The sequence below is a fragment of the Stenotrophomonas sp. GD03654 genome (assembly GCF_029845105.1).
GTDB lineage: Bacteria > Pseudomonadota > Gammaproteobacteria > Xanthomonadales > Xanthomonadaceae > Stenotrophomonas > Stenotrophomonas africana.
In genome coordinates this window covers 1-26,069 of the sequence record NZ_JAOCLC010000038.1, presented here as the reverse complement: position 1 = coordinate 26,069, position 26,069 = coordinate 1, and the positions used below count along the sequence as shown (strand labels likewise).

The window sequence follows — 26,069 nt, the reverse complement described above, 5'->3', positions numbered from 1 at the left end:
ACTTAGTCCCAGCTCAGTACGCCGCGGGTGACCGGCCGTTCGGCCGACCACGGTGAGCAACCACCTGCGTTGCAGGCACGCACGCGATACTCATGCGCGCAGTATGTCCCGCCACTGTCGTTCACGTAGGTCAGGGGGCCCGTGTACAGACGCTGGCCACCGCCACCGCTTTCGAGCTGATACTCCGTTGCATCTGCCACCGGGCTCCACCCGGCAGAACACTGGACCTGATAAGGCGGTCTGCGTGTCGTCAGCCACTCTGCCAGATAAAGGCTCGTCGCCCCCGGCGGCAACACCACCGCAACAGTCACGACTCCGGAGTACGGACTGCACCCAGCGAAGTTGCACGCCCTTACACGATAGGCGTAGCTGCCCTTGCCACGGCTGGCACCAAAGCTGTTCCCGCCGCCGTTATGCACTACCGTCCAGCCACCACCGTTGGCACTCTCCTCCAGCACGAAGCTCTCGCTGTTGGCCGGCACCGACCAGCTCAGGCTGTACTGCGGTACGTTCACCAGGCCCGGCGCGCTGATCACCGGCTCGATCGTCGGCGGCCCGATCACCGCTACCGTCGACGTAGCCGACCACGGTCCGCAGCCCGCGCCATTGCAGGCGGCAACCCGATAGCCATAGTTGCCCACACCGCGTGCAGCGGTGGCATAGGAACCCGCGTTGCCGTCGAACAGCGTGACCCATCCGCCACCATTACTGCTCTCCTGCAAGGTGTAACGCGTGGCACCAGCCACCCCGTTCCAGCCAATGCCGATACTGCCCGGCGCAGAGCGTGCCGGCGCAGAGAGACCTGGCGCAGTGGCAGGCGGATACACCACCGTCACCGCAGCCGTGGCGCTGTATCCCGTGCACCCCACCGGGTTACATGCGCGAACCCGGTAGTTGTAGCTTCCCGCTGCCTTGCCACTGAAGGCCTTGGACTGACCGATGGCGTTGTGCACCTGAGCCCATGCGCCGCCATTGGCGCTTTCCTCCAGCTCATAGCGCTCGGCACCGGAGGCCGCAGACCATGCCACGCTGTAACTGCCATTGAAGGCCGTGGCAGGCAGGTTCAAGGTCGGTACGGTGGATGGCGCCAATGCCACGGCCACTGATGCGACATTGCTCCATCCGCCGCACACCGTCCTGCAACCGCGCACGCGGAACTGATAGGTTCCCGTGACCAGACCGGTGCTGGTGAACGATTGCGCCGCGCCATCGAAGACCGTACTCCAGGTGCCTGCAAGGGCACGCTGCAACTCATAGCGGTTGGCACCACCGGCCGGGCTCCAGGTCAGGTTCACGCTGCCCTGGGTGATGTAGCCCGGCGCACTCAGCGCGGGAACGCTGGGTGCGGCTTCACCATGCACCTGGGAAACCAGACTGCCTGACAGATAGAGATAGTCGGTCTGCTTGCCGGTGCGTTCGTTACGCTGGAATCGCAGCACGCCGCCGTTGTCGTAGAACGAGTAGATTGCCCCCTTGCCACTGGCCCCGGCCTTCACCCGGCGACCGTGGGCGTCGTACTCGTAGCTCTCTGCCGTCCCCGCCGCGCGCAGCCGGTTGCCGTAGTCAAACGTGAAAGCCTGGCCATTGCGCACCGAAAGATTGCCCTGCACGTCATAGCCAAGACCGGTCACGGTCGCCCCGGTTCCGGTTTCGATCACGTTGACCAGCCGATTGGTCGGATCGAAGTAGTGCGTACGATCGCGACTGCCGACCTTGGCACGGCGCAGGTTGTCCAGCGCGTCGTACTCATACAACGCGTTGCCGAAGCCCGGCGCAGTGACCGTCCGCAACCGGTCCAGGCCGTCATAGGTCATGTCCCGGTTGCCGGGCGCCCCGGGCAGGCCATCGGAAATGGCCATCACGTTGCCGCCGGCATCGTAGTCGTAGCTGTCATCCAGCACTGCGGCCGCTGCGGTGGCATCGCGGCTGCGGTCGGGCAGCCCTCGGGCATTCTGGGTCAACGTGTGCACGATCCCGTTGCCATAGACGAAGCGGGCCAACGCGCCGTTGGCGAAGTAACTGGCCTCCTTTGCATAGCCGCCGACCGTCGTCGCCCGACCCAGTGCATCCGGCGCGTAGCTGACGACACGCCCACCCGGATAGGTATTGCTGGCCAGTGTGCCGTTGGCATCGTAGCCATAGGCCAGGCTCAGGCTTCCCAGATCCGGATGCTGCAGGGTTTCGCCGCTGAGCAGGCGGCGGCGGTTGTACTGGTAGCGGTTGACGACCATCGGCCGGGCCGGATCGTTCTGCGTACTGATCTCGGCAGGCAGACCATCAGGTGCGTAGGACCAGTTCTGATTTCCGCGCCCATCCGGGAAGATCAGGGTCGACAAGCGGTTGGCGGCGTCGTAACTACGCTTCACCGCACGTCCACTGGCCAGCGCTTCACTGCGGTTGCAGTCGGTGGTGCTGGTCAAACCCGTGCCGGCCGCCGACCACAGCACGTTGCCTGCCGCGTCGTAATCCTGCACGGTCGCGCCGGTTTCCGGTTCGATGGTCTTGCACAGCTGCTGGTAGCCGTCATAGACGTAGCGGCGGGTCAGCGACTGGCTGCCGTCTGCACTGCGGCGGGTGATCGCCAGCGGCTTGCCCAACGTGTCTCGCTGGATCTCGGTCACCACGCCTTCCGGGTGCTGCAGCGTCAGCGGCATCTCGTAGCTGGGCTGGTCGTAGGCAAGGTGACGTGTCGTCGTCGCCTGGCCGCGCGGGTTGGTCACTTTCACCGACAGGTTGCCCACGTACTCGGTGCGGGTAACCAGTGCCCCCAGCTCGGACGATTGACTGACCACGGTGGGGCGGCCCAACGCGTCGTACTGCGTCGTGGTGCCGGCCAGGGCGGCATTGATATCGGAGAGCTGCCGCGTGGGATACGAGGCAAACACGGTCTTGCCGCTGGTGTCGTAGCGGGTGACCACGGCACTGTCCAGCACGTTGTTGGCGTTTTCGGTTACCAGCACCGGACGGAACATCGCATCCAGGTAGGTATCGGTGCGCCGTCCGCCCTGCGTGCGGGAGTGCTTCCATGCCCCGGCGGGCACGCCCAGTTGCGCGCCACCCAGGCGCTGCAGGTCCATGGTTACGCCATTCCAGTTCACGCTGTCGCCGCCAGGGAACTGCAGGCTGCGCAGCCTGCCCATGCTGTCGTAGCTGAAGCTGGTGGTTGCGCCGGTTTCGTCGGTCAGCGAGGTGATCCAACCGTTGTCGTCGACGACAACCGTGCGCACTGCACCATTGGGCGCTTCGGGCGTGGCCGGCAGGCGGAGCTGCTGCGGAACACCACGCTTCCATCCCGACAGATGGCTGGTATTTCCACGGCCATCGGCCACCGATGCAACCGTGCCGTCGGCTGCGTAGGTCACCTGCTGGGCCAGGCGGCCAAATGCGTAGGCGCGCAGCGGCAGCGCTTTGGCCGTATCGAATTCGGTGCGGGACTGCTCGATGCCGTTGAGCACACTGCGCGCCGTCTGGCCGTTCACCCATAGCGCGGGATTGTCGTAGTAGCTGGTACTGCTGGTGCGACTCTGTCCAGCGGAATTCGCTTCGACGACGGAAACTTCGCGGACGAAGGCATCAAAGGCCTGCACCGTACGGGTGAACTGCACGCCGTCCTGATTGATGATCGTGCTCTGCACTGGGCGGTTCAGATGCTCTCCCAGCTCCGTGGCCCCGTACTTGAGATTCCGACCCGCCTCGCGCGGGAACGGTGCGCTGGCAAGCTGCGCGTCCGGGTAGTAGTTACTGCGCTCGGATCGAACCACCGCGCCACCAGAGCTGGTTGTCGTCGACAGCAGCAGACCGTCGTTATAGCCAACTTCCTTTCCGAATTCGTATGTCCGGATCGTGCCATCCGGCAGGGTTTCAATCGTTATCTTGGGCTCTGCCTGCCCCACCGGGATCGCCGGCCACCCAGCTTGGTCGACTCTCCTGTCGTACTCCCACCCCAGATTGGTGTACTGATAGCTCCACTCCGCCGTGGGCATCCCTGGGCCACTTATCCGCTTTGTCACCAGCGACATCGCGTCCCGATAGATAGGCGTGAGATTCCATCCGTCGGCCAGCAACTGGTCGTCGCCGGAAGTCTGGCAGTTGAACGGAACATTCTTGCGGCCATGCCGGAAGGGTCGGAACACGAAGGTTCCTACCGCGCCTGATGGGTGCGTGATGGAGGCTGCAACCTCGGTCTGCACAATCTTGTTCGTCTTCGCGCAAAGAGCCGGGACCTCCATATAGGCCCAGACGTCCTGCCCGGTGTATTCCTGGTACTTCTTCGTCACATTGACAGGCGGCAGGTTGTAGCTCCACGCCGTCCCGTCCGGCAGCGTCACCGACTGCAACGCACCCGCCGGGGTGTAGCCATAGGTCCAGGTTCGACCCGCTGCCGTCGCCGTTGCGATACGGCCCAGGGAGTCATAGGCAAGGCTGATGCTGCGCCCATCGTTGGCAACGATTCGATCCAGCCGCCCGCCGCTCCATTCGTAGCGGACCCAGTTGCCGAAACGATCGACAACCTGTGATGGATAAAGGAAGACCTTTTTCCGTTTCAGCGTGGCATGGGTGATGGTGTCGTAGGGCTGGAGAACGGCAGACTCGTTCTCGCGCGCCACCATCCAGTCGAAGTAGTACTTGGTTCCGTCTGGCGCGTGGCCCAGGAAACCCTCGCCCGGCTGGCCGCTCTTGAGTGCACTGAGGCAGGAGAAGAACCATCCCCCTTTTGTGTTCCAGGGCGTTGGCGTGCCAACCTGGGGCGTTGGCTGGCGCGCGTCCCCGCTGCCCGCCAGGACGGTTTCACCGCCTCCACCCGGCAATGAAAGCCTCACCCCCTCCCAATAGGTGTACGGAGCAAAACTGATGGTCTGGGTTTGCTTGTAATTCCAGACATCCAGCGACGGGGGTGCGGAAACTGTCGAGCAACGGGCACTTGGCGTCCAATGCCCGCCGATCGCGGTTTCGGGCTGGTCTCCGTAGATGCCTGAAAGCGATGGGATGTCGAGATCCCAGTTTCCATATTCCTTGTCACTTGCACTGCCGCTGATATCCCCGTAACTGCGGCTGAGCGATATCGCGAGCCCACCGTTGCCCGGAATCGAAATATCCGTGGCCTTGAAACTGATCGAGCCGTCATAGAGATTGACCTGCTCGCCGAAGATCTCGCCCTTCAGCGGTTCGACAAGGTCGCCGTACTTCAGCCGCTTGTCGTACTCCTGGCGCCAGGTGGGAACGATCTGCGCGGAAACGCCGACCGGTGCCAGCACGCACAGGGCAACGACACCCAGAAGCAGACACTTGGCGGCCATTGCGGCGCGCGGATGAGAAATGAGGCCAGACTGCATGCAGATCCTCCCTGGATCGACGTCCCTGTGTGCCCCACCCGCGCCGAACGGCAGTTGGCCTTCGACCAGGCGGCACCCACTCCGGCAGACAGCCACGCGTTGCATCACGGCGGGCGGGTGCTGGCTGCAGTTATGAACGAAACATGAAGGCGGCGTCAACAGGATGTAGTCGACACACTCTGCAAAGCCCCCCATCCCGCGACCTCCCGCGCCCCTCCCCGCTCCACCTAGAATGTCCCCATGAGCACCCTGACCTACCGGGCCGCCACGCCGGCCGACATCCCCGCCCTGATCGCCCTGGTCACCTCGGCTTACCGTGGTGACGCCAGCCGCGTTGGCTGGACCACTGAAGCCGACCTGCTGGACGGCGCCCGCATCGACGCCGAAGGCATCCAGGCTGACCTGGACCGCCCGCGCTCCACCATCCTGCTGGCCGAGCGCGGGAACCAGCTGGTAGCCTGCGCCCACGTTGCCGATGTCGATGGCAAGGGCTACTTCGGCATGTTCTCGGTCGACCCGGCCCAACAGGGCGGCGGTGTCGGCAAGCAGATGATGGAGGCTGCCGAAGCGCATGCCGCGCGCGAATGGAGCGTGCCGGTGATGCAGATGACGGTGATCGACGTGCGCGACGAGCTGATCGCCTTCTATGAACGCCGCGGCTACCAGCGCACCGGCATCAAGAAGCCGTTCCCGTATGGCGACGAACGCTTCGGCATTCCCAAGCGCGACGACCTGCGCTTCGAGATCCTGGAAAAGCCGCTGGCCGGAGCCGCCGCGTGAGCGATACCTGGACCTTCGTCTGTGCCGGCAGCGAGCTGCTGCCGGGTGAAATGAAGAGCGTGTTCGACGAAGTGACCGGCACACCGATCGTGGTGTTCAACCTCGATGGCGAGCTGTATGCCCTGGAAGACCAGTGCACGCATGAGGAGTTTGAGCTGTCCTCGGGCGAGTTCAACACGACCGAGGGCAGCGTGGAGTGCGTGCTGCATGGGGCGCGCTTCGACGTGCGAGACGGCCGCGCCCTGTGTGCCCCGGCCTACAGCCCTGTGCCCAAGTTTCCGGTGAAGCGCGAACACGACGCTGTCTGGACCCGCGACGACCGGGATTGAGGCGGCGCTCCGCCCGGAGGAATCACCCACGGGGCGCACCGCGAGAGAGCATCCACCCATGGGGTGGACCTACTGGAGTGCACTGAGGGGCCTTCCGGGTCCCTTCCGGACCATCCAGCCCCCCCTGCCGGATTGCGCATATGCGAATCATTATCGTTGATGTTATTCTACGTAACATCTTCGTAACGACTCCGCCTCCGCGCCATGGCTTCGCCCGTGCCCACCGCAACGCTGCGCCAGCTCGCCCGTCAAGGGTGGCCGCTGCTCGTGGCCGCGCTGCTGACGCTGCTGCTGGGCTGGTCGGCCTTGCACGAAGGGCGTGCCAGCGATCCGGCCGCACACGGCTGGCAGGCACACGCTGAAGATCTGCAGCAGGTCATGCCGATGCCGGCACCGCCGGTGGACGAGTGCCCGCACCATGCCGCGCCCGCACCAGAGCCGCCGCTGGATAGCGAGGGCACCACGCCCTGCACCGGACGGGCTCCCCCGCGTGCCGCCCTGGTCGCGCATATCCCGTTGTGGCGCTCCGACGCCCTGCGCTGGCAGCTGCACGATCCCGCACTGCGGTTGAACCCCGGCCACGCGCCGCCCGCACCGCACGCCAGCTGAGGCGCTCTGCGGCCGTTGCCGTGCGCCTGATTGCGTTTCCTGCCAGCCGAGCATCGGCTCGGCTCTACAGAAGAAGCCCTCCACGTGTCGACGCGCTGCCTGCGCTTCGGCCCTCGCCCTTTCCCGATCCACGCCACTACCCACCGCCATGACCCACATCACGTCCCGCAAGCACGCCCCGCGCGTTTCCCTGCTCGCTACCGCCACCCTGGCCGCCGGTTTCGCACCGCTGGTCGCACAGGCCGCCGACAGCGCCGACGCCGGCTCCCGCAACGCCACCGAGCTGGACAAGGTGCAGGTGCGCGGCAGCTGGTTCAATCCGTCCTCGCCGAAGTTCACCGCCGAGCTGCTGGACACCCCGAAGTCGGTATCGATCGTGTCGGAAAAGCTGATCGCCGAAACCGGTGCGACCAACCTGCAGGATGCGCTGCGCATGGTCCCGGGTATCACCTTCGGTGCCGGCGAAGGCGGCAACCCGACCGGCGACCGCCCGTTCATCCGTGGCTTCGATTCGCAGAGCAACGTCTTCGTCGACGGCCTGCGCGACGTCGGCTCGCAGACCCGCGAGATCTTCGACCTGGAGCAGGTGGAAGTGGTCAAGGGCCCGAGCTCGGCCTACGGTGGCCGTGACTCCGGTGGTGGCAGCCTGAACCTGGTGAGCAAGACGCCGAAGCTGAAGAACGAGACCAGTGCCAGCATGGGCATCGGCACCGACAGCTACGCGCGCGGCACCGTGGACGCCAACTACGTGCTGGGCGATGGCATCGCGGCCCGCCTGAACCTGATGAAGCACGAGTCGGACATCGCCGGCCGCGACGCTGCCAATGTCAGCCGTTGGGGCATCGCGCCATCGATCGCGTTCGGCCTGAACGGCCCGGCGCAGCTGATCGCCAGCCACTACCACATGCAGAGCGATGACCTGCCGGACGCGGGTGGTTTCCCGTACGGCAATCCGAACGGTGCGCCGGCCTCGAAGTGGGTCGACGGCCGCCCGATGGTGCCGGACCGCAACAACTACTACGGTCTGGTCGACCGTGACTTCCAGCGCACCCGCGCCGACATCAGCACCCTGGACGCCAGCTACGATTTCGGCGGCCACAAGCTGCGCAACATCGCGCGCCTGGGCAACACCAGCAACGACTACCTGTGGACCCAGCCGGACGACAGCCAGGGCAACCCGAACAATTACGGCACCTTGTGGCGCCGCACCAACAGCCGCGCCGTCGACGTCAAGAGCTTCGCCGACCAGCTGGGCCTGACCGGTGCCTTCCAGACCGGTGCGCTCAAGCACAGCTACAGCGCGGGCGTGGAGTACAGCGACGAGAAGATGACCCGTGGCAGCTACCTGATGACCCCGGGCACGAGCAACCCGCTCACCGGCAACAGCAAGTGCCCGACCACCGGCGCAGCCACCGGCTATAACTGCACCGATTTCGCCAATCCGAACCCGCGCGATCCGTGGGCGGCCACCCATTCGGTATACCGCAGCGACAAGGCACTGGATGTCGAGCAGCGCACCAAGACCACCTCTGCTTATGTGTTCGACACCATCGAGCTCAATGAGCAGTGGATGGTCAACCTTGGCCTGCGCTACGACGACTTCCGCACCACCCTGACCACCCCGGTGGCCGGTGCAGCACCGACCCGCGTGCGCAACAGCAACGACTTCCTGAACTACCAGGCCGGCGTGGTGTTCAAGCCGGCCGCCAACGGCAGCATCTACCTGTCGTGGGGCACCTCTTCGACCCCGCCGGGCATGGATGGTGGCGACGGTTCGGACGGCCTGAGCGCCGCCGTGGCCGACCTCAAGCCGCAGGATACGAAGAACCTCGAACTCGGCACCAAGTGGGACCTGCTGGACAACCGCCTGAACCTGACCGCGGCGATCTTCCACACCGTGATGAACAACGCACGCGTGACCATCGACAACGGCACCAGCCAGAACGCGGGCAAGAAGGAAATCAACGGCTTCGAGCTGGGCTTCACCGGCCAGCTGACCGATGCCTGGAGCCTGTACGGCGGCTACACCTACCTGGATTCGGAACTGAAGGACAACGGTTTCGTCTGCGCCGTCTCCGGCCGCACCTGCCCGAGCGGTATCTACGTGCCGTCGCCGAACAACGGCAATGTGTTCCCGAACACCGCCAAGCACAGCGCCAACCTGTGGACCACCTACCGCTTCCCGATCGGCCTGACCCTCGGCGCCGGTGCGTTCTACTCGGACAAACAGTACGGTGACGTCGCCAACACCAAGTGGATCGCCAGCTACACCCGCTTCGACGCGATGGCCAGCTACGCGATCCAGGACAACATCAGCCTGCAACTCAACGTGCAGAACCTGACCGACAAGACCTACTTCACCAAGGCCTATGCCTCGCACTACGCGAGCATCGCCCCGGGTCGCTCGGCCACCCTGGCACTGAACGTGAAGTTCTGATGTAACTACGCTCCACCACGGCGGCAGGATCTCCTGCCGCCGTTTTTGTTTCCGGCGATACTCACCCCATGGCGACCCTTACCCCCATCGACAGCGATGCTCTGGCCGAGCTGCTGCAGCACGATCCGCAGGCTGCCTTCGCGCGCGTGCGCGACGCTGCGCAGGCCGGACAGGTCGAGGCACAACTGCTGCTCGCGCAGATGCACATGGAAGGCAAAGGCACCGCACAGGACGCCTCGGCGGCACGGCTCTGGTACGAAACCGCCGCCAACAACGGCGCGCCGATGGCGATGAACATGCTTGGCCGCTGCCACGAACTAGGCCAGGGCACCGCGCCCGACCCGACACTCGCCGCAGTGTGGTACCGGCGCGCGGCCGACACCGGGCTGGACTGGGGCCTGTACAACCTGGCCAACCTGCTGGCCACCGGCCGCGGCGTGACCCAGGACCGCGCACAGGCACTGGCCCTGTACACCCGTGCCGCACACCTGGGCCATGCCAAATCGATGAACCTGCTGGCCCGCCACCTCGAAGACGGGCTGGATACCGCACCCGATCCGCAGGCAGCGCTGGCTTGGTACCAGCGCGCGGCCGAGGCCGGTGATTTCCGCGGCCAGGCCAACTACGCCTCGATCCTGCTGCAGGCCGGCCAGGTCGAGCAGGCCGTGCACTGGCTGCAGCTGGCGCTGGCCAATGGCAGCCCGACATTCATGGCACACATCGTGCCGGAGCTGGCCGCATCGCCGCATCCACAGGTGCGCGCCCTGGTCGCGCCGCCGTCCCTCTGAGGAGTCCCGCATGCTGCTGCACATCCCCGATATTCTCAGCGCCGACCAGGTGGCCGACTTTCGCCGCCGCCTCGATGCCGCCGACTGGACCGATGGCCGCGAAACGGTCGGCCATCTGGGCGCGCAGGCCAAGCACAACCAGCAGCTGCCCGAAGCCTCACCGCTGCGCCGCGAACTGGGCGAGATCATCCTCGTCGCGTTGGCCCGGCACCCGCTGTTCTTCAGCGCGGCGCTGCCGCTGAAGTACCTGCCGCCACGCTTCAACCGCTACAGCGGTGGCGGCACCTATGGCTTCCATGTCGATGGCGCGGTGATGAACCTGGCCAACGGCGAACAGCTGCGTTCGGACATTTCCTGCACCCTGTTCCTGTCGGCGCCGGACGAGTACGAGGGCGGCGAACTGATCATCAGCGACACCTACGGCGAGCACGAAGTGAAGCTGCCCGCCGGCGACCTGATCGTCTACCCGTCCAGCAGCCTGCACCAGGTGCGCCCCGTCACCGCCGGCGCGCGCGTGGCCTCGTTCTTCTGGGTGCAAAGCATGGTCCGCGACGATGTGCAGCGCCGCCTGCTGTGGGAAATGGACGGCTCGATCGAGCGCCTGCGGCAGACCGGCGGCGACGCCGAGGCGGTGCTGCAGCTGACCGGCGTGTACCACAACCTGCTGCGGCGCTGGAGCGAAGTCTGAGCCCCATTCGGCCAGTCTGAGACGTTTTGGCAATCATTCTCATTTGCAACAGCTAACAGCTCTCATTACAATCACGCCCCGTTGATGCCGGCGGCTGCCGGCAGACCCTTGGGGACCTCTGCTTGCTGCGCCCGCTTCGCCCTCGCCCACTCATCCATCGCAAGATGGGCACCGCCATGCGCGGCCAGCGTCCTGCGCTGGCCAGCCTGCTGGCGTGGGTGGCGATGCTGGCCTTGCTGCTGGGCACCCTGCCGCTGCTGCCACACGGGCAGGCCGGAATGGCCGTGCAGATGCCGCTGGAAGAGCGCGGTGGCGAAGCCCCCCTGCAGGAAGAGGCACCGGCCAAGCTGCGCCGCTGCGCCTCCGCTCCGGTGAAATCGGCCGAGAAGGCACGCCCGCCCCTGCTGCTGGCCAGCCAATGGCTGCGCACTGAACTCGACCTCGTACCCGCCACGCAGGCCATGCCCGGCGTGCGCCCGGACTGGCCGCTGGCCGCTCCGGACACGCCCTGGGCCGATGCGCCCGGGCGCCGCCAGCAACGCGGCCAGGCGCCGCCGCTCGCCTGATTCACGGTCCCGCGTGACCGCCTGCGCGGTCGTGCCCGCGCGCCGCTGCCTGCTTCATCCCTGCCGCCCCTGACCGGGCCTCCCCGTGCATGCCGCGCCGTTCGCGCCTGGCATTGCACCACCCTGCATCCTTCGAGGTTACTGCCATGGCCCAGCGCCATCGTGTCCGTTCGTCCCTGTCCCGTACCCTGCTGACCAGCGCCGTGCTGGCGGCCATGACCGCCCCTGCCCTCGCCCACGGTGACGCTTCCGGCGCGCCACAGACACTGGACAAGGTGGTGGTCACCGCCTCCGGCTTCGAGCAGAAGGTGGTTGATGCACCGGCCAGCATCAGCGTGGTCAGCCGCGAGGAACTCAGCAAGCGCCCCTACACCAACCTGGTCGACGCGCTGCGCGACGTCGAAGGCATCGACGTCGGCCTGGAAGCCAGCGACAAGAACGGTCGTGCCACCATCTCGATGCGCGGCCTGCCCTCCGAGTACACCCTGGTGCTGATCGACGGCCGCCGCCAGAGCAATGTCGGCCAGTTGTATCCGAACAACTTCGGCGGTGGCCAGTTCGCCTACCTGCCGCCGCTGGATGCCATCGAGCGCATTGAAGTGGTGCGCGGCCCGATGTCCACGCTGTACGGCTCGGATGCGATGGGCGGCGTGATCAACATCATCACCCGTCGCAACCAGGACAGCTGGCACGGCGCGCTCACCCAGGGCTTCACCGTGCAGCAGGACAATCAGTTCGGCGATGCACGCACCACCGACGTCTACCTCAGCGGCCCGCTGGTCAAGGACCGTATCGGCCTGGCGGTACGCGGCAGCTACTACGACGCCAAGGCCTCCAATCCGGAATGGGAGGCGCTGACCCTGCCCGACGGCAGCCTGTGGGAACGCAGCATCGGCTTCGGTGGCGGCGGCAAGTCGGTGGCCAACACCAACTGGAACACCGGCGTGCGGCTGAACTTCCACGTCAACGATGACCACGAACTGTGGCTGGACTACGACGTGTCGCGGCAGAAGTACGACAACAGCGAGGGCCAGACCGGCACCCTCGACAGCCTGGCCAGCCTGTGGCGCGTCGGCAATGCAGTCATCCCCAACCCGAATGGCAGCGGCACCGTCACCCGCCGCGTGGTGCAGCCGCGTGTGGGCTACACCGCCTACCAGCGCTACGAGCGCGATCAGCTGTCGCTGACCCACCAGGGCCGCTACAGCTTCGGTACCTGGCAGACCTCGCTGACCCACAGCAAGAGCAGCAACCTGGGCCGCTCGCTGCCGCTGACCCTGGACGAACGCGCCAACCTGCAGACCCTGTGGAACGACGTCTGCCGCCGCACTGGTGCCGCCAACAACTGCGCGGCCGGCCGTGGTAATGCACTGGCCGCGCTCAACCCGAGCGAGATGGCGCGCCTGCAGGCGTTCCTGCCGCGTCCGCTGCGCACCATGGAACTGGAAGGCTACGTGCTCGACACGATGCTCGACCTCGACTTCGGCGCGCACAAGCTGACCGTTGGCGGCCAGTACAACGACACCGACATGATCGACGGCGTGTTCGGCATGGATGGCGCCGGTTATCGCAGCAACACCAGGCAGAAGCACCGCATGTGGGCGCTGTTCGCCGAGGACAACTGGGCGCTGACCGATACCCTCACCGCTACCTTCGGCCTGCGCTACGACGACCACAACGTGTTCGGCAGCCACGTCAGTCCGCGTGGCTACCTGGTGTGGAACGCCAGCGATGCGTGGACCTTCAAGGGTGGCGTCAGCACCGGCTACAAGACCCCGCGACCGGACCAGTTGTTCCCGGGCATCACCGGCTTTGGTGGCCAGGGCGTGCTGCCGCTGGTCGGTTCCCCGAACCTCAAGCCTGAAACCAGCACCAACTACGAGCTGGCCGCCTACTACGAAGGCCAGCGCTGGGGCTTCAACGTCACCGGCTTCTTCAACACGTTCGAAGACAAGATCGCCAGCGGCGGAACGTTCCCGAACTGCGAAGTGGCGCGCGCCGGCAGCGGCTACTGCGTGGACATCGGCCCAGGCTGGGCAGCACTGGGCTACAGCACCTTCACCCAGAGCGTGAACATCGACAAGGCCGAGACCCGCGGCGCGGAACTGGCCGGTCATGTCGACCTGCTCGACACCCTGCAGCTGCGCGGCAACTACACCTGGACCAGGAGCGAGCAGACCAGCGGCCCCGACAAGGGACGCCCGATCTCAGGCACCACGCCGGCAAAGCACATGGCCAACGCCAGCCTCAACTGGCAGATCAACGAAGCGATCAGCGTGTCGCTGATCGGCGAAGGCCGCTACGACCGCTATCGCGACACCCTCATCGACAGTGCCGGCACCCGCCACGTGCGCTATTACGAGGACTACACGATCTTCCACCTGGGGGGCAGCTGGAAGGCTACGCCGTGGCTGACGGTCAATGCACGGGTCAACAACCTGTTCGACAAGGACTTCGTTTCGCAGTCGTGCCTGCTGCTCAATCCCAGCGAGTTCAGTTGCGTGGATGACTACGCGACCAAGGACCAGCGCCGCAGCTACTGGATTTCGTTGAACGCGAAGTTCTGATCGCCACGCCCTGCCCCGGTGGGTGCCGACCTTGGTCGGCACCGCTTCATCCACGCATGGCGTGGATCTACCGATCGGTAGTGCCGGCCGCTGGCCGGCAACCCGCAATGCCTGCTCCCGGGATACAGAACGACACGCAATTGCGAGCTATTCTCATCAATGATGTAATGGGCAGTCCCCGTCCGCCTCGAACCGTGCCGTGAGCCGTCCTGCCTCTTCCACCGTGCAGCAGCAACAGAACCGTGGCTTCTGGCTGCGGACGCTGCACCAGTGGCACTGGATCAGCTCGGCGGTGTGCCTGATCGGCATGCTGCTGTTCGCGGTGACCGGCCTGACCCTCAACCATGCCGCGAAGATCGAGGCCAAGCCCGAGGTGCAGAACCAGCATCTTGAACTGCCGGCCGCGCTGCTTGGACAGCTCGGCACGCGCGAAGACGGCAACGCACCGATTCCGCGCCCTGCCCGGCAATGGCTGGACACGCAGCTGGGCATCGCCATCGGCGGGCGACCGGCCGAGTGGTCGCCCGAAGAGATCTACCTGTCGCTGCCGCGCCCCGGCGGCGACGCCTGGCTGAGCATCGATCGCGAGACCGGCGCGGTGGAATACGAATCGACCTCGCGCGGCGCGGTGTCCTACCTCAACGACCTGCACAAGGGCCGCAACGCGGGCCCGGCGTGGGGCTGGTTCCTGGACCTGTTCGCCGTGGCCTGCCTGGTCTTCTGCATCACCGGCCTGTTCCTGCTGCACCTGCATGCGCGGCAGCGGCGCATGACCTGGCCGCTGGTCGGCCTCGGCCTGATGATCCCGCTGCTGATCGCCCTGTTGCTGATCCACTGACTTTTCCCCGTTTCCGGAGCCGCCCCATGCGCGTCACCCTGACCATCGCCCTCAGCGGCCTGCTGGCCACCTCGCCGGCCTATGCCACCACCCTCGACATCAACGTCGAAGTGCCCAAGCTCAACGTGGCCGAATACCACCGCCCGTATGTGGCCGTGTGGCTGGAAGGCGCCGACCAGAAGGTCGCGGCCAACCTCTCGGTCTGGTACCAGCAGACCAGCAACAGCGAAGGCCACGGTACCAAGTGGTTGCCCGACCTGCGCCAGTGGTGGCGCAAGAGCGGCCGCACCCTGCAGGTGCCGGTGGACGGCGTGACCGGCCCGACCCGCCCGGCCGGCAAGCACGCGCTGTCGTTCAACGACAAGCAGCCGGCACTGAAGCAGCTGGCCCCGGGCAACTACACCCTGGTGGTGGAAGCGGTGCGCGAAGTCGGCGGCCGTGAACTGCTGAAGATCCCCTTCACCTGGCCGGCCACCGCCGCGCAGAACGGCAAGGCGCAGGGCGCCACCGAACTGGGCCAGGTCACCCTCGCCGTCAAACCCTGAAAAGGGGACGGAGGGGATTAAGTCGTAATTCCCTCCTCCTCGTCGCATCACCCCGCATCCACTGGAGTCTTCCGCATGAAGCGCACGCTCGTCCTCGCCGCCGCCCTGGCCGCTGCCCTTCCCTTCTCCGCCCTGGCCCACAAGGCCTGGCTGCTGCCCTCGCAGACCGTGATCGCCGGCAACGCGCCGTGGATCACCGTCGACGGTGCGGTCTCCAACGATCTGTTCTACTTCAACCACGTGCCGCTGCGCCTGGAATCGCTGGTGATCACCGCGCCGGACGGCAGCACCGTGCAGCCGCAGAATGCTTCGACCGGCAAGTACCGCAGCGTGTTCGACATCGAATTGAAGCAGCCGGGCACCTACCGCATCGCCTCGGTCAATGACGGCCTGTTCGCCACCTACGAGCAGAACGGCGAGCGCAAGCGCTGGCGCGGCAGCGTCGCCACCTTCGGCGAACTGCCGAAGGACGCGAAGAAGCTGGAAGTGAGCCAGTCGGTCGGCCGCGTGGAGACCTTCGTCACCAACGGTGCGCCGAACGACACCGCGCTGAAGCCGACCAACCGTGGCATCGAGCTGGTCGCCGTCGGCCACCCGAACGATCTGTTCGCTGGCGAGGAAGCCACCTTCCGTGTGCTGGTCGACGGCAAGCCCACCGCCGGCCTGGAATTCGAGATCGTGCGTGGTGCCACCCGCTACCGCAACGCACAGGACGAGCTGAAGGTCACCAGTGATGCCAAGGGCGAGATCAAGGTGACCTGGCCGGACGCCGGGATGTACTGGCTGGAAACCGGCACCGAGGACAACAAGACGTCGGTGAAGCAGGCCGCCAAGCGCCGCCTGAGCTACGTCGCCACGCTGGAAGTGCTGCCGCAGTAATGACGTGGACCGCGATGCCGGGCAGCCCCGGCATCGCATCTGCAGCACACCACCATGACCGATCCCCTGCTCGACATCGCCCGCCTCGGTGGCACCACCATGGGCACCACCTGGAGCGTGTCGCTGGTCGCGCCGCTCCAGCGCGACCTGCACCCGCTGCATGCTGGCATCCAGGCGCGGCTGGACGAGGTGGTCGCGCAGATGAGTACCTGGGAGCCCGGTTCGGACCTGAGTCGCTACAACCGCGCCGGCGCTGGGCAATGGTGCGCGCTGCCGTTCGAAACCCGCCACGTCCTGGCCTGCGCACAGGCCATCGCGGCCGCCAGTGACGGCGCCTTCGATCCCACCATCGGTCCGCTGGTTGCACTGTGGGGCTTCGGTGCACATGCCGGTGAACGCCGCCAGCCCGACGCCGCTACCGTGCAGGCCACGCGTGACCGCTGCGGTTGGCAGCGCCTGCAGTGGCAGGACGATGCGCTGCTGCAACCGGGTGGACTGGAACTGGATCTCTCTGCGATCGCCAAGGGCTTCGGCGTCGATCAGGTGGCCGCCTGGTTGCGTGGACAAGGCATTGCTGCAGCGCTGATCGAGGTGGGTGGCGAACTGGCCGGCTACGGCAGAAAACCGGACGGCCAGCCGTGGCGCGTGCTGGTGGAATCCGCACCGGAAGAGGATGCGCACACCGATACCCCGCCACGGGTGCTGGCACTGGATGGCAAGGCCGTGGCCACATCCGGCGATCGCTGGCACCAGTACCAGGCCGATGGCGAGGTTTACAGTCACAGCCTGGACCCGCGCTCTGGCAGACCGGTGCGGCAGGTTGCAGCGGCGGTCACGGTGGTGGCCGACGACGCCATGCATGCCGATGCCTGGGCTACCGCACTGACCGTGCTCGGTCGCGAACAGGGCATGGCACTGGCCGAACGCGAAGGACTGGCCGCGCGCTACCTGCAGCGTGCAGCAGGTGGCCCGCGGGAATGTCTCAGCAGCGCCTTCCAGCGCCTGCTCGACGAGCAGAGCGCATGAGCACTCGTTCGTCGCGTGCGTGGCTTGGCAACACTCTGGTCCTGCTTCTGTTGGCGCTGATCGGCTGGGCGCTGCTCCGCCTGCATCTGGGCGAGGCTTGGTGGCAGGGCGCGCCGCCTGCGCGGCAGTCGCAGATCGCGGTGTTCGCCACGGTGCTGTATGCGCTTGCCTGCGCTGCACTGTGGTGGCGGGGGCGCCCGCGCGACGATGCCGCAACCGGAGACACCGCGCCCATTCTGCTGGTCTGGTCCAGCCAGACCGGCTTTGCCCGCGAACTGGCCGAACGCAGTGCCGAGGCCCTGCGCGGTGCCGGCGTGCCCGTGCGCGTGCGCGTGCGAGGGCTGCATGAGGTCGACGCCGCATTGCTGGCCGACAGCCAGCGCGCGCTGTTCATCGCCAGCACCACCGGCGAAGGTGATCCGCCCGACCATGCCCTGCCCTTCCTGCACGGGGTGATGGCCACGCCGCCCTCGCTGCAGCACCTGCACTACGGCGTGCTCGCACTGGGTGACCGCAGCTATGGCCACTTCTGCGGATTCGGCCACCAGCTTGACCAGTGGCTGCGCCAGCACGGCGCGCATCCGCTGTTCGATGCGATCGAAGTCGACAACGCCGATCCGGCTGCGCTGCGTCATTGGCAGCAGTTGCTGGGTCAGCTCGGCGGTGGCGCCAGCGAACTGCCCGACTGGAGTCCGGCCGACTATCAATCGTGGACGCTGCTGCAACGCGAGCATCTGAACCCGGGCAGCCCCGGCGGCCCGGTGTACTGGTTGCGCCTGCAGCCCCCGGCCGACGCAAATGCGCAGTGGCAGGCCGGTGACATCGCCGAAATCGGCCCGCAGCATGCACCGCACACCGTGCGCGCCTGGCTGGACGCACAAGGCTTCGATGCGGACATCGCGCTGGATGACGGGCAGACGTTGCTGGCACGCGTTGCGCGCTCACACCTGCCCTCATTGGTTCCTCCGGGTGATCTGCCCGCATTGCTGGCGACCCTGCAACCGCTGCCGCATCGCGAGTACTCGATCGCCTCGGTGATGGCCGACGGCGCAGTAGAGTTGCTGCTGCGCCGACAGCTGCGCGCCGATGGTACACCCGGTATCGGCAGCGGCTGGCTGTGCGACCACGCGGCCATTGGCGAACCGGTACAACTGCGCCTACGCCGCAACGACAATTTCCATGGCGTGCCCGCCGATGTGCCGCTGCTGCTGATCGGCAACGGCACCGGAATCGCCGGCCTGCGCGCGCACCTGCACGAACGCGTACGCAGCGGCGCGCACCGCACCTGGCTGCTGTTCGGTGAGCGCACCGCCGCGCACGACTTCCACTTCGGTGAAGAACTGCAGGCAATGCTGGCCGACGGGACGCTGGCGCGGTTGGATGCAGTGTTCAGCCGCGACGGCGGCGCGCAGCGCTATGTGCAGGACCGGCTGCTGGCCGAAGCAGCAACGCTGCGGCAGTGGGTGGATGAAGGCGCGACGATCCTGGTCTGCGGCAGCCTGCAGGGCATGGCCCCGGCGGTTGATGCGGTGATCGAGCAGGTGCTGGGTGTTGCGGGCAAGGAAACACTACTGCTGGCCGGTCGTTACCGGCGCGATGTGTATTGAGGTCGCAGCATCCACGCATGGCGTGGGGCCCACCGGCGCCCAGGAATCATCCCGCCGCTGCACAGACCCGTATCGCCAACAACTCGCCACCGCCCTGCAACGCGTGCCGCTGACGCTCGCCCGCCGCCAACCACGCGGTATCGCCCGCCTGCAGCGCCGGCAGGCCGCTGTCTGCACCGAACTCCGCCTGACCGGCCAGCAGATGCAGTGCCCAGGCCACGCCCGGTTCGCAGAAGAAGAACATCGCGCCCACCAGCGGTCGGTGCAGCAGTTCGGCCTGCAGCAGCTCGCGCTTCCACATCAGGTTGAAATCATGTGTGGTGCCATCGACCAGTTCGCCGTGCAGCGTTTCCTCGCCGGCAAAGCGCACCCGCCCGTGTGGCGGCAGCACTTCCGCCACGCGGCCATCCTCGAAGCGCAGGCGCACGCCATTGCCCTGCAGCAGCACCAGTTCGCGCTCAACGCCGGGAAACGCAGAAAACGCGGCGTCCTGCTCGATCTCGGCCACCGACAGGCGCAGCGCCCAGTCATCACCGTGCGCAGGAAGGCGCAGGATCTCGCGGGTCCAGCCAAGTCCATTCCGCCAGCGTTCGCGACGATAGTCCAGGCTGGAAATGACCTGGCTCGGAGTGTGCAGCAGGGAGTCGATGTTCATCCGCGCATTGCATCATGCCGCGCGCCGTCGTGCATCACCGCGTGGCGAGCGTGCCCTGGCCACCGCATCCGCCGGCCAGGAGCTGCGAGTGCTTCAGCCAGTCCTGGTCGGGGTAGTAGGCAAACACCATCGTGCCGCCACGCAACGCATCGATCAGCGGCTTGGCCACAGACAGCCGCACCGCCGGGCAACCCAGGCTGCGGCCCAGCCGCCCCTGCAGCTGCGCGGTGGCCGGGTTCACGTACGGCGCACCATGGATGACGATCGCCCGGTCACGCGCGCGGTCGTTGAAGCCCGGTTCCAGCCCGGCCAGGCGCAGCGAATAACCGTTGCCGCCCATATAGGTCTCCTGCGCGGTGAACGCGCCAAGACTGGACATGAAACTGCCATCGCGGTTGGAGAAGTGCTCGGTGCGGTTCTCGCCGCTGTTGCGGCCATGCGCCACCCATTCCTCGAACAGCAGGCGCTGGTGGGCCAGGTCGAACACCCACAGGCGCGGCTCGGTGGACGGCCGCGAGTAGTCGATCACGCTGAGGCGATCACCATTGATGCCCAGCTCCGGACGCTGCAACGCACAGCGCATGGCGTGCGCCGCCAGCTGCAACACGTGGCGGTCAGCCTTGGGCGCACTGCGCGACAGCAGGGCAGCCAGATCATCGGCGCTGGTGGCAAGGGCGGGCGTCTGTGCCAGCGCCGGGGCGCTGGCCGAGGTCGCCAGCAGGCCGAACGCGGCCAGCCGGCACAGGCGGGATGCAGTCATGGGCACAACAGGGGGACTCAGTTGTCCTTGAGGGTGGACCCTTGCGGCTCGGATTCCAAGACCGGCTGCATTCCGGATTCAGCCGGGCTTGGGCGGACCGCCGGCAGCGAGGTCACCAGCAGGGTCGTGCCCGGTACCAGCACCTGGTACAGCTGGCGGGCGAAATCGGCCGGCAGCGCCATCGGCAACGAGGGCGTGGCCAGCAGGTCCGGCGTGGCCCGGGCACGGTCCTGGCCCAGCAGCGGATAGGCCGTCCACTGGTGCAGGCGCTGGTTCACGTCCAGCGGGCTGGGGGTGTCGCTGTAACCCTGCCCCATCACGAACAGCGTGGTGCCCTGGAACGCCGGCAGGGCGTCGGCCTTCAGCGGCGACTCGCCGATCATCACGCCATCGCGCAGCACGTAGAGGCGCTGGTCGTGCAGGCTGACCAGGATGCCGACCTGCCCGGCCGGCGCCGCGCTGTCATCCCACCACGCCTGCGCCGGCGCGCCGCCCTCGGTCTCCGGCAAGGCCTGCCCACGCGCGTTGACCGGCGCCAGCACCGACGGATAGGCCAGGGTCATCGGCGAGCTCTTGGCATCTGCCACGACCACCGTATCGCCGCGCTGGGTTTCACTGAACAACTTCTGCGCGAAGGCCTGCGGCAGGCGCACGCAGCCGTGCGAGGCCGGATGCCCGGGCAGGCTGCCGCCATGCAGGGCGATGCCGTCCCAGGTCAGCCGCTGCATGTACGGCATCGGCGCGCTGTTGTAGAGGTTGGACTTGTGGTCCTTGTCCTTCTGCAGGATGGTGAATACACCGGTCGGCGTCTCGTGCCCGGCCTTGCCCGAGCTGATCGTGGTCAGGCCGATGGCAATGCCGTTGCGGTACACGTAGGCGCGCTGCTCATCGAGGCTGACCACCAGCACGATCGGGCCGGTCGGCGAGATTTCCGGATGCCACAGGTATTCGCCCGGCTTGAGGTCGGTCGGTCCGCGTACTTCCGCGGTGCTGGCTGCGGCAGCTGCAGGCTTGGCAGCCGACGTCGGCGTAGCGGCGTGGGCCAGCAGCGGCAGGGCCAGTGCAAGGGCGAGCATCAGGGTCGTGGGGCGGTGCGGGAGCATCCAGCGGGTGTCCTTTCCATGCGGAGCGGCCACCGTACACCATCGGCCCGTGGTGGCCGCGGCAAAACCAGGCGCCGGAAATGAAACTGCCCGGCGACACAGCCATGTGTCGTACCGGGCAATCGTTACGTCCTTGTCGGCCTGCTGCCGCCCCCTCGCATCCTGCGCTGTGGGGGAAGCGTTGCATCCTGCACGCGGCCGCGTCTGTCCTGTTTGTATCTCAGCCCCTTCCACAGGTCTGTGATGCCACCATCCTGGTGATTGGTGCCGCATCCTGCGGCGGTCGGTGGTCACGGCCGTCCTGTCCGTGACCGGTGAACCAGCCTCCTGCCGGTTCCGACGATTCCTGCTGTCAGCGCCTGGGTACGGTCCGCACCGGTACCGATCCGGGTACCGGATCCGCCGGCAACAACCTGTTGCCTACGGTGATCCGCTGTCGGTTCCGTTCGACGATTGCTTTCCCTATCCCCTTCACCTGCGTCAGGTCCTCGACGCGATGAAACGGGCCGTGTCTGCGCCGGTGCTCGACGATCGCCTCGGCCTTGGCGGCTCCGACCATCGTCAATCCCTGCTGCAGCGCCTGGGCATCGGCGCGGTTGATGTCGATCGGTTCGGCGGCATGCGCCCCAGCGATCCACACGACCAGCACCAGTGCCCTCAACACGACACTCCAAGGCACGACGTGTATCTCCTTGTGATTCTGGCTGTCCCGACCGGCAATCCCGTCGGCAGGAACAGTGTCCGTCACCACATGCACACAGCCTATCGGTTTCCTGGATTTCTAAAAGCCAGCCAAATACCCGACGTGCTGTAGGAAAAACCCTACCCGTGGCACAGGCGTAGAATGGCTGGATCAGCCCATGCAACCGGAGTTTCAGATGGACAGCGCCAAGCTCGGCCAATTCGTCAATGACAAGTGGGACAGCGAAATCGTCCCGCAGTTGGTCGACTACATCCGCATTCCCAACAAGTCGCCGATGTTCGACGCCAATTGGGTGCAGAACGGCTACATGGAACAGGCGGTGACGCTGATGGAGAACTGGGCCAAGGCCCAGCAGCTGCCCGGCCTGAAGGTTGAAGTGGTGCGCCTGGAAGGCCGTACCCCGCTGATCTTCCTGGAAATTCCGGCTACCGGCGCCGAAACCGGCGACGACACCATCCTGCTCTACGGCCACCTGGACAAGCAGCCGGAAATGACCGGCTGGGACGACGACCTCGGCCCGTGGACCCCGGTCCTGCGCGGCGACAAGCTGTATGGCCGCGGCGGTGCGGACGACGGCTACGCCATCTTCGGCTCGCTGGCCGCGGTGCTGGCGCTGCAGGCCCAGGGCCTGCCGCACGCCCGCTGCGTGGTGCTGATCGAAGCCTGTGAAGAGTCGGGCAGCTACGACCTGCCGGCCTACGTCGACCACCTGGCCGACCGCATCGGCAAGCCGTCGCTGGTGGTCTGCCTGGATTCGGGCTGCGCCAACTACGACCAGTTGTGGTGCACCACCTCGCTGCGCGGCCTGACCGGCGGCAACTTCACTGTGAAGGTGCTCAACGAAGGCGTGCATTCCGGCGATGCCTCCGGCGTGATCCCATCCAGCTTCCGCCTGCTGCGCCAGCTGCTGTCGCGCATCGAGGACCAGGAGACCGGCCGCATCCTGATCGACGGCATGAACGTCGAGATCCCGGCCGAGCGCCAGGAACAGGCCAAGCGCGCCGCAGAAGTGGTCGATACCGAGATCTTCGAGAAGTTCCCGATGGTCGACGGCCTGCGCCCGATGAACGAGGACCTGACCGAGCTGGTGCTCAACCGCACCTGGCGCCCGGCGCTGTCGGTCACCGGTGTCGGTGGCATGCCGGCGCTGGAATCAGCTGGCAACGTGCTGCGCCCGCAGACCTCGGTGAAGCTGTCGCTGCGCCTGCCGCCGACCGCCGATGGCAAGACCTGCGGCGAGCTGCTGAAGGAAGCGCTGCTGCGCGACCCGCCGAACGGCGCGCAGGTCACCCTGGACCTTGAAAAAGCCTCTACCGGCTGGAACGCTCCGGCCATGGCGCCATGGCTGACCCAGGCCATCGACGACGCCAGCCAAGCCTTCTTCGGCAAGCCGGCGATGTACATGGGCGAAGGCGGCTCGATCCCGTTCATGGGCATGCTCGGCGAGAAATTCCCGGGCGCCCAGTTCATGATCACCGGCGTGCTCGGCCCGCACTCCAATGCGCACGGCCCGAACGAGTTCCTGCACATCCCGATGGGCAAGAAGGTCACCGCCTGCGTGTCCAAGGTGATCAGCGAACACTACGCCGCCAGCCTGCGCGGCGAGACCAGCGGTTCGCCGGTGGCTGCCGACAGTGGCACTCGCCACGGCGACCACGGCTGCTGCTGATTACGGCACACCGTGACGGACGCAGCCTGGCCTTGCTAGGCTGCGTCCACCCTTGGTGGAAATCGCGCGCATGAATGGTCTGTTCGGCAGCAGCAGCTGGCTCTACATCATCCTGGTCGGCTTCTTCGTTGGCCTGCTTGGGCGTTTCTTCATGCCCGGCAACAACCGCATGGGCTGCCTGCTGACCATCGTGCTGGGCATCATTGGCGCCTTGGTGGCAGGCTGGTTCGGCCAGTACATGGGCTGGTACGCCCCCGGTGAGCCGGCCGGTTTCCTCGGTGCGGTAGTGGGTGCGGTGGCCGTGCTGGCCGTCCTGCGCCTGTTCAGCGGCCGCCGCTGACCCCGCTCCCCTTCCCTTCCTGTTCCCGACGAAGGCGCGCCCGGCGCGCCCGGATATGCCTGCATGACCGAACCCGCCTCCGACCCCCAGCGCAGCGCGCAGCGCCTGCAGTGGGCCCGTACCCAGCTCGATGATGCCAGCGCGGTGGTCGAACGCGCCTCGGTCGATGCCGGCATGCGCAGCTACTGGCGCACCACCAGCACCGGTGGCAGCCACATCGTGATGGATGCCCCGCCGGGACTGGAAGATCCGCGGCCGTGGCTGCGCATGCGCGGCCTGCTGCACGACAACGGCCTGCGTGTGCCCGCGCTGCTGGCACAGGATCTGGATGCCGGTTTCCTGCTGCTGGAAGATCTCGGCGGCCCGACCCTGGCGAAGATCCTCGATGAGCGCAACGCTGACGAATGGTTCGGCCGTTCGATCGAACAGCTGCTGCGTCTGCAGGCGATCCCGGTGCCGGCCGACTTCGGCCAGTTCGGCGAAGCACTGCTGCAGCGCGATGCCGGCCTGTTCGACGAATGGTTCCTGCAGCGCCACCTGAACCTGGAGCTGGACTGCGGCGAGATCGAGGGGCTGCAGCTGGTACACCGCCGCTTGATGGACAACGCGCTGGGCCAGGCCCAGCTGATGACCCACCGCGACTACATGCCGCGCAATCTGATGCCGGTCGAAAATGGTCCCGCAGTGCTGGATTTCCAGGACCTGGTGCGCGGCCCGATCGCCTACGATGCGATGAGCCTGTTCAAGGACGCGTTCCTTAGCTGGCCGCTGCAGCGTGTGGACGAGTGGCTGGCGCAGTACCACGAGCGTGCCCGCGACGCCGGCCTGCCGGTGCCCGACCGCGCCACCTTCCTGCGCGATGCCGACTGGATGGGCATCCAGCGCCACGTGAAGATCCTTGGCCTGTTCTGCCGCCTGCGCTACCGCGACAACAAGGGCCATTACCTCGACGACGCGCCGCGCTTCATCACCTATCTGGATGAAGTGCTGCCGCGCTACCGCGAGCTGGCACCGCTGCAGCAACTGCTGGAGCACCGCATCAAGCCAGCGCTGGCCGACCTGGCCGCACCGATGCGCGTGGCCCGATGAAGGCACTGATCTTTGCTGCTGGCCTCGGCGAGCGGATGCGCCCGCTGACCCTGCACACGCCCAAGCCGCTGCTGGAAGTGGCCGGCAAGCCGCTGATCGTCTGGCACCTGGAACGCCTGGCCGCACTCGGCGTGCGCGAGGTGGTGGTCAACACCGCATGGCTGGCCGAGCAGTTCCCGGCGACGCTGGGTGATGGCAGCCAATGGGGCCTGCGCCTGCATTTCATGTATGAAGGGCAGACCCCGCTGGAAACCGGCGGCGGCATCCTCAACGCGTTGCCGGTGCTGGGCGACGCCCCATTCCTGGTGGTGAACGGCGACATCTGGACCGATTTCGATTTCGCCACGCTGCCACGCGAGCCGCAGGGCGAGGCCCATCTGGTGCTGGTCGACAATCCGGCTCAGCACCCAAATGGTGACTACCGCCTGGATGCCCAGGGCCTGCTGCACCACGACCGCGCAGGGCCGTGCCTGACCTATGCCGGCATCGGTGTGTATCGCCCTTCGATCGTGGCCGACTGGCGCACGGTGATCGGCGATGCCCCGGGCAGCGAGCGGCTGCCGCCGAAGTTCTCGGTGGTGCCGCTGCAGAAGCATTTCATGTCGCAAGGGTTGATGACGGGGCAGCACCATCGCGGACGCTGGACCGATGTCGGCACCGTGGATCGCCTGCGCGCGCTGGATGTTGAGTTGGCCGCGAACGGCTGAGCCCCTCGTGGCTGGACGTTTTGAGAGCAGAAGCCTTGCTTGGCCGGGCGG

General features: G+C 66.6%; 22 protein-coding genes. 17 read left to right on the top strand and 5 right to left on the bottom strand.

The window, feature by feature from the left end:
- Nucleotides 1-2: 2 nt before the first annotated feature.
- Nucleotides 3-5,528 carry a wall-associated protein gene (locus N5J73_RS14685; RefSeq protein ID WP_279941129.1) on the bottom strand — a complete coding sequence of 1,842 codons (5,526 nt, stop codon included), beginning with the start codon at nt 5,526-5,528 and terminating at the stop codon, nt 3-5.
- 45 nt (nt 5,529-5,573) lie between these two features.
- Between N5J73_RS14685 and N5J73_RS14680 the strand changes: the two genes are divergently transcribed.
- The 13 genes from N5J73_RS14680 to N5J73_RS14620 all read left to right on the top strand — a co-directional run bounded on the left by N5J73_RS14680 (nt 5,574) and on the right by N5J73_RS14620 (nt 18,992).
- A complete protein-coding gene (locus N5J73_RS14680) occupies nt 5,574-6,113 on the top strand; it encodes a GNAT family N-acetyltransferase (RefSeq protein ID WP_049447536.1) in 540 nt (179 codons plus the stop codon).
- Entirely contained in the window at nt 6,110-6,442 is a 333-nt protein-coding gene (locus N5J73_RS14675) for a non-heme iron oxygenase ferredoxin subunit (RefSeq protein WP_049447537.1), read from the top strand. The genes N5J73_RS14680 and N5J73_RS14675 overlap by 4 nt, the downstream gene beginning before the upstream one ends.
- 204 nt (nt 6,443-6,646) lie before the next feature.
- Nucleotides 6,647-7,051, top strand: a complete 405-nt coding sequence (locus N5J73_RS14670) for a hypothetical protein (RefSeq protein WP_049447538.1) — start codon at nt 6,647-6,649, stop codon at nt 7,049-7,051.
- A gap of 148 nt (nt 7,052-7,199) precedes the next feature.
- Nucleotides 7,200-9,488, top strand: coding sequence for a TonB-dependent siderophore receptor (locus N5J73_RS14665; RefSeq protein WP_049447539.1), 2,289 nt, complete (start codon nt 7,200-7,202; stop codon nt 9,486-9,488).
- A 68-nt stretch (nt 9,489-9,556) separates the two neighbouring features.
- Nucleotides 9,557-10,276 carry a tetratricopeptide repeat protein gene (locus tag N5J73_RS14660; protein WP_049447540.1) on the top strand — a complete coding sequence of 240 codons (720 nt, stop codon included), beginning with the start codon at nt 9,557-9,559 and terminating at the stop codon, nt 10,274-10,276.
- A gap of 10 nt (nt 10,277-10,286) precedes the next feature.
- A complete protein-coding gene (locus N5J73_RS14655; protein WP_012510312.1) occupies nt 10,287-10,964 on the top strand; it encodes a Fe2+-dependent dioxygenase in 678 nt (225 codons plus the stop codon).
- Between the two features lie 164 nt (nt 10,965-11,128).
- Nucleotides 11,129-11,530, top strand: a complete 402-nt coding sequence (locus N5J73_RS14650; RefSeq protein WP_049447541.1) for a hypothetical protein — start codon at nt 11,129-11,131, stop codon at nt 11,528-11,530.
- Between the two features lie 146 nt (nt 11,531-11,676).
- Nucleotides 11,677-14,097: a TonB-dependent receptor gene (locus tag N5J73_RS14645; protein ID WP_049447543.1), complete on the top strand. Its 2,421-nt coding sequence runs from the start codon at nt 11,677-11,679 to the stop codon at nt 14,095-14,097.
- Nucleotides 14,098-14,296: 199 nt separating this feature from the next.
- Nucleotides 14,297-14,935, top strand: a complete 639-nt coding sequence (locus N5J73_RS14640) for a PepSY-associated TM helix domain-containing protein (protein ID WP_005408421.1) — start codon at nt 14,297-14,299, stop codon at nt 14,933-14,935.
- A gap of 26 nt (nt 14,936-14,961) precedes the next feature.
- Complete coding sequence (locus N5J73_RS14635; protein WP_004147429.1) at nt 14,962-15,480, top strand: DUF2271 domain-containing protein; 519 nt, start codon at nt 14,962-14,964, stop codon at nt 15,478-15,480.
- A 75-nt stretch (nt 15,481-15,555) separates the two neighbouring features.
- Nucleotides 15,556-16,359 (top strand): DUF4198 domain-containing protein, encoded by an 804-nt coding sequence (locus N5J73_RS14630; protein ID WP_049447546.1) that lies wholly within the window; start codon nt 15,556-15,558, stop codon nt 16,357-16,359.
- A gap of 54 nt (nt 16,360-16,413) precedes the next feature.
- Complete coding sequence (locus tag N5J73_RS14625) at nt 16,414-17,385, top strand: FAD:protein FMN transferase (protein ID WP_049447547.1); 972 nt, start codon at nt 16,414-16,416, stop codon at nt 17,383-17,385.
- Entirely contained in the window at nt 17,382-18,992 is a 1,611-nt protein-coding gene (locus N5J73_RS14620) for a sulfite reductase subunit alpha (RefSeq protein ID WP_279941124.1), read from the top strand. Before N5J73_RS14625 ends, N5J73_RS14620 begins: the two co-directional genes overlap by 4 nt.
- 46 nt (nt 18,993-19,038) lie before the next feature.
- Here N5J73_RS14620 and N5J73_RS14615 read toward each other — a convergent pair whose 3' ends face one another.
- From N5J73_RS14615 to N5J73_RS14600, 4 genes are all read right to left on the bottom strand, one after another.
- Complete coding sequence (locus tag N5J73_RS14615; RefSeq protein ID WP_049447549.1) at nt 19,039-19,647, bottom strand: HutD family protein; 609 nt, start codon at nt 19,645-19,647, stop codon at nt 19,039-19,041.
- Nucleotides 19,648-19,681: 34 nt separating this feature from the next.
- A complete protein-coding gene (locus N5J73_RS14610) occupies nt 19,682-20,407 on the bottom strand; it encodes a murein L,D-transpeptidase catalytic domain family protein (protein ID WP_010483599.1) in 726 nt (241 codons plus the stop codon).
- 17 nt (nt 20,408-20,424) lie between these two features.
- Entirely contained in the window at nt 20,425-21,510 is a 1,086-nt protein-coding gene (locus N5J73_RS14605) for a L,D-transpeptidase (protein ID WP_049447550.1), read from the bottom strand.
- A gap of 352 nt (nt 21,511-21,862) precedes the next feature.
- Complete coding sequence (locus N5J73_RS14600; protein ID WP_012510302.1) at nt 21,863-22,189, bottom strand: helix-hairpin-helix domain-containing protein; 327 nt, start codon at nt 22,187-22,189, stop codon at nt 21,863-21,865.
- A gap of 199 nt (nt 22,190-22,388) precedes the next feature.
- Between N5J73_RS14600 and N5J73_RS14595 the strand changes: the two genes are divergently transcribed.
- The 4 genes from N5J73_RS14595 (at nt 22,389) to murU (ending at nt 26,018) form a co-directional block, all read left to right on the top strand.
- Nucleotides 22,389-23,882: a M20 family metallopeptidase gene (locus N5J73_RS14595; protein WP_049447554.1), complete on the top strand. Its 1,494-nt coding sequence runs from the start codon at nt 22,389-22,391 to the stop codon at nt 23,880-23,882.
- A 70-nt stretch (nt 23,883-23,952) separates the two neighbouring features.
- Nucleotides 23,953-24,222: a GlsB/YeaQ/YmgE family stress response membrane protein gene (locus tag N5J73_RS14590; protein ID WP_049434469.1), complete on the top strand. Its 270-nt coding sequence runs from the start codon at nt 23,953-23,955 to the stop codon at nt 24,220-24,222.
- Between the two features lie 63 nt (nt 24,223-24,285).
- Nucleotides 24,286-25,311 (top strand): phosphotransferase, encoded by a 1,026-nt coding sequence (locus tag N5J73_RS14585; protein ID WP_099590129.1) that lies wholly within the window; start codon nt 24,286-24,288, stop codon nt 25,309-25,311.
- Entirely contained in the window at nt 25,308-26,018 is a 711-nt protein-coding gene (murU, locus tag N5J73_RS14580) for an N-acetylmuramate alpha-1-phosphate uridylyltransferase MurU (RefSeq protein WP_049447552.1), read from the top strand. The genes N5J73_RS14585 and murU overlap by 4 nt, the downstream gene beginning before the upstream one ends.
- Nucleotides 26,019-26,069 lie beyond the last annotated feature (51 nt).